Raw genomic sequence first — 8,904 nt, 5'->3', positions numbered from 1 at the left:
TATGGTAGAATTTACATATGATTAGATCAAAGTCCCTATTATTGAGTATAAATCCTATTCAAAATCTTTTAAAAATTTATGTTTAACTTTAAAAATTATTAACCACCCAAACTATAAAAAATGAAATCACAAAAATTAGCCTTATTAATAGGATGCGCTTTATTTGCTGTTTCTTGTGGAACCACTAAAACCTATTCTGTAATGGCCAAAAGCGGAACACAAACAGGAGGAACAGCAAAGTTCACTCAAAAAGGAAACGAGGTTGTGATGAACCTTGATGTGACAAACCTTACTCCTGGAATCCATGCTGTTCATATTCATGAAAAAGGAGATTGCTCTGCTGCGGACGGAACTTCAGCAGGCGGGCACTGGAATCCAAGTAAAAATGACCATGGAAAATGGGGAGCAGAACACTTTCATATGGGTGATATAGGAAATCTTGTGGCAGATAGAAGCGGAAACGCCAAATTAGTATTTAAAACTGATAAGTGGTGTTTGGGATGTACTGATGAATCTAAAAATATTATAGGGAAAGGACTTATTGTTCATGCCGATAAGGATGACTTCCATACTCAGCCTACAGGAAATGCAGGAGGAAGAGTAGGATGTGTAGAAATTAAATAACCCTTTTAATAAAAATAAAAAAACCACTAATTTTCATTAGTGGTTTTTTATAATCTATTGTTTTACATTCATATCTGAGATAATATTCATGGCTTCCTGCAAGTAGAGATCTTTTTTAAGGTTCTTCACCCACATTTCAGATTTCTTCTTGAACGCTTCATCCTTTTTTTCTCTTTCGATTTCTGCAGGATACATCACAAACTGAAGTCCGTTTTCGAATTTATTCAAGACTTTGAATTTCTCGATCTGAGCCTTTCTTTGCTTCATCACCTCGTTGAACTTATTGATATTAAGTGTAATACTTTCTTCTTTATCCAATTTTTCTCTCCATTGTGCTGATTCTAACAACAACTGGTAATTGGTATTTTTAGCCATCCTGGCTGCACTTGCACTTTCTAAAGCCTTGATATCAAAATAATTAACTTTTTGGAAAGGAGTACTTGGGATTTTATCCCACGCCAATGCATAATCATCATAACGTTCGCCTATCTCCGCATAAGTAAAGAAGTCTTTCATCTGAATATCAGATACAATCCCTTTTCTCTGGGTAGATTCTCCGGTAATTCTGTAGAACTTCTGAATGGTAAGTTTTAAAGATCCAAAATCATCTTCGGTATTTAAGAATCTGTTTAAGTCTACAAATGTCTGTACGGTTCCTTTTCCGAAAGACTGAGGGGAACCAACAATCACTGCTCTGCCGTAATCCTGCATTACTCCGGCTAAGATTTCGGAAGCCGAAGCAGAAAGTTCGTTTTGCATAATAACCAATGGCCCTGTCCATACAGGAGTTTCATTTTTGTTTTTAAGGGTCTGGGTTTTACCATTTCCGTCTTTTACCTGAACATAAGGTCCTGCTTTCATGAAAAGCCCCATGATATCTCCTACTTCGGTTAAAGAGCCTCCACCGTTATTTCTAAGGTCTAAAACGATACCTTCGATATTCTGAGATTTAAGCTTAGTGATCTCATTTTTAATATCATCAGAAGCATTTCTTCCGTTTGGATCTTCGAAGTCAGCATTAAAGCTCGGGAGATTGATAAATCCATATTTTTTACCGTTCGGAGAATTAACAACGATACTTCTTGCAAAGGTATCTTCGATAGCCACTTCTTCACGGATCATCGTAACATCTTTAATACTTCCGTCCTTTTTCTGCACGGTTAAAGTAACGGGAGTTCCTTTTTCTCCTCGGATTAACCTCACCGCTTCATCAGAAAGCATTCCTACTACATTCACGGCATCATCTTTGGGTTTGGATCTTACTTTTAAGATTTTATCACCTTCGGAAAGCTGCTTGGATTTCCATGCAGGGGCTCCAATGGTCAGGGCTCCCAAATAAAGATTTCCTTTTTTCTCCTGGATGATTGCTCCTATTCCTATTACTTTTCCTGTAAAATTCGTATCGAAATCTTCTTTATCCTTTGGAGAGTAATAATTGGTATGGGGATCGAAAACCTCGGTATATGCATTCATATACACCGTAAACCAATCCATTTTTTTTCTTTTTTTGAATCTTGTAAATGTTTCTTTTACAAGATCTTTAACCTCATCAGTTGCTTTTACTCTCTTTTGCTCGGGAGTAAGAACTACCAGCTTTATAGTATCTTTCAGCTTATATTTCTGTACGGAATCCTTTTTTTCTTTCTGCGCCTGTTCCTTACTGTTCAAAGATTCTATTTCCTGAAGGATATTGTATTTAATAAATTTTCTCCATTCATTATACTGCTGCTCTTTATTAGCCGGAACTTTTTTAAGTTTAGGCTCAAGTGTCAGGGATTCATCTTCTTCAAGATTAATAGGTTTGCTAAAGATATCCTGAGTAATTTTATCAATTTCATCTACTCTTTGATACAGTCTGTCAATTGTAAGTTTATAGAAAGTAAGATCACCCAGATTCAGATAATCATCAAGCTTGGTCTCATGTTTTGCGAACTCATCCATATCAGATTGTAAAAAATATCTCTTGGCAGGGTCCACCAATTCGAAATATTGTTTATAAACATCTTTGGAGTAGGCATCATTGATAGGCTTGGGACTATAATGCAAATATGATAGTGTATTTTTCACACTCACCATTATCGTCTGCATTTTTTCATCATCATTTTTAGGTGAATTGAAACAAAAAATAAGACTTGTTAACGGTATTAGGAGCAAAAATTTATTGAGCTTAAAATTTTTCCACATAAGTCTGTAATATATTTTATTATTTTTTAAGTATCCTGATTATTAGTAGTAACAATTAAATTAGTGTTACAAACTATCAAATTTAATACCTTATTCGCAAATATCGAATAGTTTTAAGTATTTTTGTTAAAATATTTTTTATGGAAAGACCGCTTATTCTGGTTACTAATGATGATGGAATTACAGCACCTGGTATCAGAAATCTTGTCAATTTTATGAATGAAATCGGAGAAGTAATCGTGGTTGCTCCCAATTCTCCTCAAAGTGGAAAAGGACATGCCATTACAATTAACTCTACTTTAAGTTTCGAAGAAGTAAATCTTGAAGGGCCTCAATCGGATTATTCGTGCAGCGGAACTCCGGTTGACTGTGTAAAAATGGCTTTGGATAAAATTTTGAAAAGAAAACCGGATCTTGTAGTTTCGGGGATTAATCATGGATCTAATTCATCTATCAGTGTAATTTACTCAGGAACGATGTCTGCTGCTGTAGAAGCAGGAGTAGAAGGGATTCCAGCTATAGGATTCTCATTACTGGATTTTAGCTGGGACGCTGATTTTCTTCAGTCCAAGGAATTTATTCAGAATATTGTCAGAAGAACTCTTGAAAATCCTATGCCGAAAGGAATTGTTCTTAATGTCAATATCCCCAAACTTCCTAAAGAAGAAATAAAAGGAGTTAAAGTCTGCAAACAGGCTCATGCCAAATGGGAAGAAAGCTTCGATGAAAGAATTAGCCCTCATGGGAAAAAATACTACTGGCTGACAGGATATTTCAATAATATGGATGATTCTGAAGATGCTGATGAAACTGCCCTGGCTAATGGATATATCTCCGTAGTTCCAGTAAAATTTGATCTGACAGCCTACGAATATATGAAAACGCTGGAGGAAGTAATGAATTTTGACAATTAACGCTATCATTAAATATAACTCCCGGACTTAATAATCCGGGAGTTTTATTAAAAAAGAATCTTGTCTTCTTTTCTCAGTTCTTCGAGATGCTTCTTTTTATCATCTCTGTAAAACAGATTCATTGTTTCAAAAGGAATCAGCTTCATATCTTTATTCACAATGTGAACACAGGATTTTTTAACGGCCCTTACATCAAAATCGTGAGCATCCATAAAGTTCATAATAATGATCCGGAACAAATTATCATAGTCCAAATTAGGAGCACAAACTTCCGGCAAACAACAAAGTAACTGATTTACTTTAGGTTTTACTTTATCTACTGAAATTCCGGTACTGAAGATATCCAGCAACTGCATCTGCAATCCTTTATCCTGTTCATATACAATGGTATTTTTAGATTCGTTATTCAACAGATCGGCCGGATTAATATATCTTGTTAAAGGTATTGTCTCTCCTTCAAGTTTCAGAATATATCCCATGGCTAATGCATCCGGATTACAGGGAACCGGAATAATATCATCAGGGTTTAATATAGAAAACTGATTAAGAATTTCCTGTCTTACTTCAGTTAAAGTAATCTTTTCATGAGTGGAATCTTTTCGGTTTCTTCCTGCAATTTCCACAGGCTGAAAAGTGATTCCTCTTATACATTTCTGTTTGAGAGCAAATTCAATAATCTTTCCGATTTCATCAATATTTTTATCTTTCTGAAGAACTACCACAAGAGTAGTGGAAAGATTTAAGGCATTCAGTTTTTCTAATGCTTTCATCCTTACCTCTGTAAGATCTTTTCCACGAAAATCTTCTAAAACTTCCGGCTTGAAAGAATCAAACTGAAGATAAATCTCAAATTCAGGAGCATAGGTAGCCAGCTTTTCAGCAAATCCGGGATCATTCGCAATTCGTATACCATTGGTATTGAGCATAAGATGCTTGATCGGCTTGGATTTGGCAATATCCATTATCTTAAAAAATTCAGGATGGATAGTAGGCTCTCCTCCACTGATCTGAACCACATCCGGCTCACCTTCATTTTTCACAATGAGATCAAACATAGCTTCTATATCTTCAAGGCTTCTATGACTTCCATAGTGCGGTGAGGACATCGCGTAGCAGGTAGGACAAGTCAGATTACAGCGGTCTGTAACCTCAACAATGGAAAGGCAACTGTGCTGTTCATGGTCCACACAAAGTCCACAATCATACGGACAGCCATATTCTACCTCTGTCCCAAAATGTAGTGGCATTTCGGAAGCCTTATTATAATTTCTTATATTTTTATAGTAATTGACATCTGAAGCTATTTTAGTTTTAAAAAATCCATGGTCGGGACACCTTTTGGTCATCAATACCTCCTCTCCTTCTATAATAATTTTTGCCCCGACTCTCTTCAGACATTCTGGACACAGGCTTATTGTATAATCGTAATAAGTATAATCTCTTACCGGCATAATCGTATTTTAAATTCCACCACAAACATATCCACTGATCAATCCACAGACTAAAAGGCATATCACCATCGTCTGAATGAACTGTTTCTTTGAAAATTTTTGATCATTTTTAGATTCATAAATCAATTTAACGAAAAGAGTGACAATAAACGATATAAATAAGGCAACAAGAATAATGATTACAACAATTATTACAACCAGCCCTGTGAGATCACCTACTTCGAGTAATGTTAAAAACTTCATGATTTAATAGTTTTGAGGGTATAGTTTAACGTGTTTTTAATTTTATAAATGTAGTAAATAATTACACATATGCATACTAATTGTATGGTTCCCAAATTCCCAACAATATAGGCATGAGGCTTTATAAAATCTAAAAAGAACCTGAATGTAAAATAACACAACATGAATATCTGAAAAATAAAGCCCTGCGGATATTTATTTTTCTTTTGAATAAGCCTTAAATAAATCCACATCATAATCAGAAATACGATTTCATATAAAGCAACAGGATGTCTTAAATACTGGTCTCCCAGGTGCATTCCAAATATAGAGTCTGTCGGAATTCCATAAGTTTCTTCATAAATCCCCGTAAGAAAACATCCTATCCGGCCAATGATCATAGCAAGAATTAAAGGAAATACAATAAGGTCTCCTGTGCTTTCTTTATGCCCGACACTTTTCTTAGCCAGCTCCACTCCAATTAAGCCAAAAGCAAGCCCTCCTACAATAGTATTGTTAGACCATATTCTTTTGAAAGAAAAATTCTCAAGAAAAGTATATGGATTTTCCAGATTTCCAATAAGTTTAGAACCTATAAGCGCTCCGGCTGTTGCCCCGATCAATACCGCTGCAGATGTATTGAAAGATAATTTTTCGGAAGATTTCCTTTTCAGGTAATAGTAATATCGCATTCCCATAAACATTCCCAATGTTTCAAAAAGAGGATGAGCCAATATCGTTTTACCGAAGACTTGAAAAGTTACAGGAAAATCCATGGGTTCAAAAATACTACATTTAAGATTATTTGCTAACTTTAATTGATCAACAAAATAATTATGAAGAAATGCGCATAGAACACGATATAAAATTAGGATTCAAGGATGTAATGTTCCGTCCTAAACGTTCCACTTTAAAATCCCGCTCTGAAGTCGATCTGGACCGGGAATTTAATTTCCGTCATACACAAAAGAAATGGAAAGGAGTTCCCGTGATTGCCGCCAATATGGATACTGTGGGAACTTTTGAAATGGCGGTAGAGCTGGCTAAGGAAAAAATTATTACAGCTATTCATAAGCATTATTCTGTAGAAGAATGGAGCGAGTTTCTGGACAATCAATCTGATAGCATTTATCAGTATATCGCTTTAAGCACCGGAACAGGAAAAGCTGATGAAGAGAAAATCAAGCAGATTATAGAAAAGCATCCAAAAATTCAATTCATCTGTATTGATGTAGCGAATGGCTATTCTGAACATTTTGTCCAGTTCGTCAAAAAAGCAAGAGCCGATTATCCTGATAAAATCATCATAGCAGGAAATGTTGTAACGGGCGAAATGGTAGAAGAACTTCTTTTAGTAGGCGCTGACATTATTAAAGTAGGCATTGGTCCCGGATCCGTATGTACCACCCGTATAAAAACCGGTGTAGGATATCCTCAGCTGTCCGCTATCATTGAATGTGCAGATGCTGCCCATGGTTTAGGCGGTCATATCATTGCAGACGGCGGCTGTAAAGTACCGGGAGATGTTGCCAAAGCTTTCGGCGGGGGTGCAGACTTTGTGATGTTAGGCGGAATGTTTGCCGGACATGATGAAAGTGGTGGTGAAATTATCGAAGAAAACGGAAAAAAATTCAGGTTATTTTATGGAATGAGTTCTAAAACAGCTATGGATAAACATTCCGGTGGCGTTGCAGAATACAGGGCTTCGGAAGGAAAAACCGTAAAAGTAGCTTATAAAGGTCCAGTTTCTGAAACGGTAAAAGATATTTTAGGAGGTGTACGTTCTACATGTACCTATGTCGGAGCTTCAAAATTAAAGGAATTATCAAAAAGAACCACTTTTATCAGAGTTCAGGAACAGGAAAATCAGATATTTAAAGATTAACATTAGAATGTTTAATATACTTAACGGAGACTGCCTTGCCAAACAATTGGAAGAAACCTCTATTAGTGGTGAATTCATTATTTTCAGAGAAGCTTTAATAACAGGTCCCTTACAGGCTGATAACCTGAAAGATTTCTGTAGAATGAGAGCCGAATTTATTTCCAAAGAATATCATACGGAACAGAGTAATTATTATGATAAGGTATTTCCCAAGTTAGAAGAAATTGTAAATATTCCGGAAGGTTCTGAAATAAATCTATGGTTTGAGGATGATTTGTTTTGTCAGGTTAATTTATGGTTCTGTCTATTTCTGCTTTCTGATAATAAGAATGTAAAGATCTACAGAATATTTCCAAAAGCCTCTGAAAAATGGAAAGGTTTTTCTACTTCAGACAGTTCGGATTTGAAAGAAGCAATGGAATCCAGAGTTTTATTTTATAAAAATGATATTGAAATGGCACTCAGCCTCTGGAAAGCATTTCAACATAAAGACATGGATTCTTTAAAAAAGTTCTCTGAAAATATCTCTCACTGTTTTCGCCATTTAAAAGAGGTGATTGATACTTACCTTAATAAAAATCCGGAAGGTTTTATTAAAAGTGTAATGGAAAATGGAATTACAGATTTTAATTTAATTTTTGAAAAATTTCAGGAGGAATTTGGAGCGTTGGGGTTGGGAGATCTTCAGGTTCGGAAGATTTATAAAAAATGTATATAAAACTCAGGCTTCTTTGGAGCCTGAGTTTTTATATCAAATGAATATTTTACATTAACATTCCACCATCCACATTCAGCACTTGTCCTGTAACATAAGCAGACATATCACTTCCAAAGAAAACGCAAGCATTAGCTACATCTTCCGGCTTTCCTCCTCGCTTCAATGGAATTCCGTCCCTCCAGCCCTGAACTGTTTTTTCATCCAGAACAGCTGTCATTTCCGTCTCAATAAATCCAGGAGCAATAGCATTGCAACGGATATTTCTTGATCCTAACTCCAATGCTACAGATTTTGTAAATCCGATCACACCTGCTTTTGAAGCCGCATAATTAGCCTGCCCTGCATTTCCTTTTACTCCTACTACAGAAGTCATATTGATAATAGATCCTGATTTAGCCTTCATCATTGGCTTGATAACCGCTTTGGTAAGGTTAAATACTGAATCTAAATTTACTTTAATAATGGTATCCCAATCTTCCTTGGACATTCTCAATAATAAATTATCTCTGGTAATTCCGGCATTATTCACCAAAATATCGATCTGACCAAACTCCGCCATTACCTCATCCACCAGTTTTTGGGCAGCATCGTAATCTGATGCATCAGACTGATACCCTTTAATTTGTGTTACAGAACTTAAAGCAGATTCTAATTCTTTCGCTTTATCTACAGATCCGGCGTAAGTAAATGCCACTTTTGCTCCTTCTTTAGCAAAAATTTCTGCAATTCCCTTTCCGATTCCTCTTGTAGCTCCGGTAATTAGTGCTACTTTTCCTTCTAATAATTTCATATATAACTTAGATTTTATTCACCTTATTATTATAATTCGTCTTCTAAATATTAAGTGGGTTTTATTGGTAAATAATAATATTATGTATTAAAATTTAAAGTTCACAAAGATATTAT

9 protein-coding genes are annotated in these 8,904 nt (G+C 35.5%); 4 read left to right on the top strand and 5 right to left on the bottom strand.

Features of this window, described 5'->3' with window-relative positions; genetic code table 11:
* Nucleotides 1-120: 120 nt before the first annotated feature.
* Nucleotides 121-624 carry a superoxide dismutase family protein gene (locus Q0A18_RS05105; protein ID WP_292009097.1) on the top strand — a complete coding sequence of 168 codons (504 nt, stop codon included), beginning with the start codon at nucleotides 121-123 and terminating at the stop codon, nucleotides 622-624.
* A gap of 54 nt (nucleotides 625-678) precedes the next feature.
* Here the strand turns inward: Q0A18_RS05105 and Q0A18_RS05100 are convergent, their stop codons facing one another.
* Entirely contained in the window at nucleotides 679-2,808 is a 2,130-nt protein-coding gene (locus Q0A18_RS05100; protein ID WP_292009096.1) for a carboxy terminal-processing peptidase, read from the bottom strand.
* Nucleotides 2,809-2,948: 140 nt separating this feature from the next.
* On the opposite strand from Q0A18_RS05100, the gene surE reads away from it, so the two are divergent.
* A complete protein-coding gene (gene surE / locus Q0A18_RS05095) occupies nucleotides 2,949-3,722 on the top strand; it encodes a 5'/3'-nucleotidase SurE (protein WP_292009095.1) in 774 nt (257 codons plus the stop codon).
* Nucleotides 3,723-3,769: 47 nt separating this feature from the next.
* On the opposite strand, the gene Q0A18_RS05090 is transcribed toward surE, so the two are convergent.
* The 3 genes from Q0A18_RS05090 to Q0A18_RS05080 are packed head-to-tail and all read right to left on the bottom strand — an operon-like array spanning nucleotide 3,770 to nucleotide 6,171.
* Nucleotides 3,770-5,173, bottom strand: a complete 1,404-nt coding sequence (locus tag Q0A18_RS05090; protein WP_292009094.1) for a radical SAM protein — start codon at nucleotides 5,171-5,173, stop codon at nucleotides 3,770-3,772.
* Nucleotides 5,174-5,182: 9 nt separating this feature from the next.
* Nucleotides 5,183-5,416, bottom strand: coding sequence for a hypothetical protein (locus Q0A18_RS05085; protein WP_292009093.1), 234 nt, complete (start codon nucleotides 5,414-5,416; stop codon nucleotides 5,183-5,185).
* A complete protein-coding gene (locus Q0A18_RS05080) occupies nucleotides 5,413-6,171 on the bottom strand; it encodes a prolipoprotein diacylglyceryl transferase family protein (RefSeq protein ID WP_292009092.1) in 759 nt (252 codons plus the stop codon). The genes Q0A18_RS05085 and Q0A18_RS05080 overlap by 4 nt, the downstream gene beginning before the upstream one ends.
* 68 nt (nucleotides 6,172-6,239) lie before the next feature.
* Here Q0A18_RS05080 and Q0A18_RS05075 point away from each other — a divergent pair, with 68 nt between their 5' ends.
* Both Q0A18_RS05075 and Q0A18_RS05070 read left to right on the top strand, forming a co-directional pair.
* Nucleotides 6,240-7,280, top strand: a complete 1,041-nt coding sequence (locus Q0A18_RS05075; protein WP_292009091.1) for a GMP reductase — start codon at nucleotides 6,240-6,242, stop codon at nucleotides 7,278-7,280.
* A gap of 7 nt (nucleotides 7,281-7,287) precedes the next feature.
* A complete protein-coding gene (locus tag Q0A18_RS05070; RefSeq protein WP_292009090.1) occupies nucleotides 7,288-7,998 on the top strand; it encodes a DUF1835 domain-containing protein in 711 nt (236 codons plus the stop codon).
* A 46-nt stretch (nucleotides 7,999-8,044) separates the two neighbouring features.
* Here Q0A18_RS05070 and fabG read toward each other — a convergent pair whose 3' ends face one another.
* Entirely contained in the window at nucleotides 8,045-8,788 is a 744-nt protein-coding gene (gene fabG / locus Q0A18_RS05065; RefSeq protein ID WP_292009089.1) for a 3-oxoacyl-[acyl-carrier-protein] reductase, read from the bottom strand.
* Between the last annotated feature and the right edge of the window lie 116 nt (nucleotides 8,789-8,904).

Source organism: Chryseobacterium sp. (assembly GCF_022712095.1).
In the GTDB taxonomy this organism is placed as follows: domain Bacteria; phylum Bacteroidota; class Bacteroidia; order Flavobacteriales; family Weeksellaceae; genus Chryseobacterium.
This window is presented reverse-complemented; position numbering and strand designations above follow the sequence as displayed.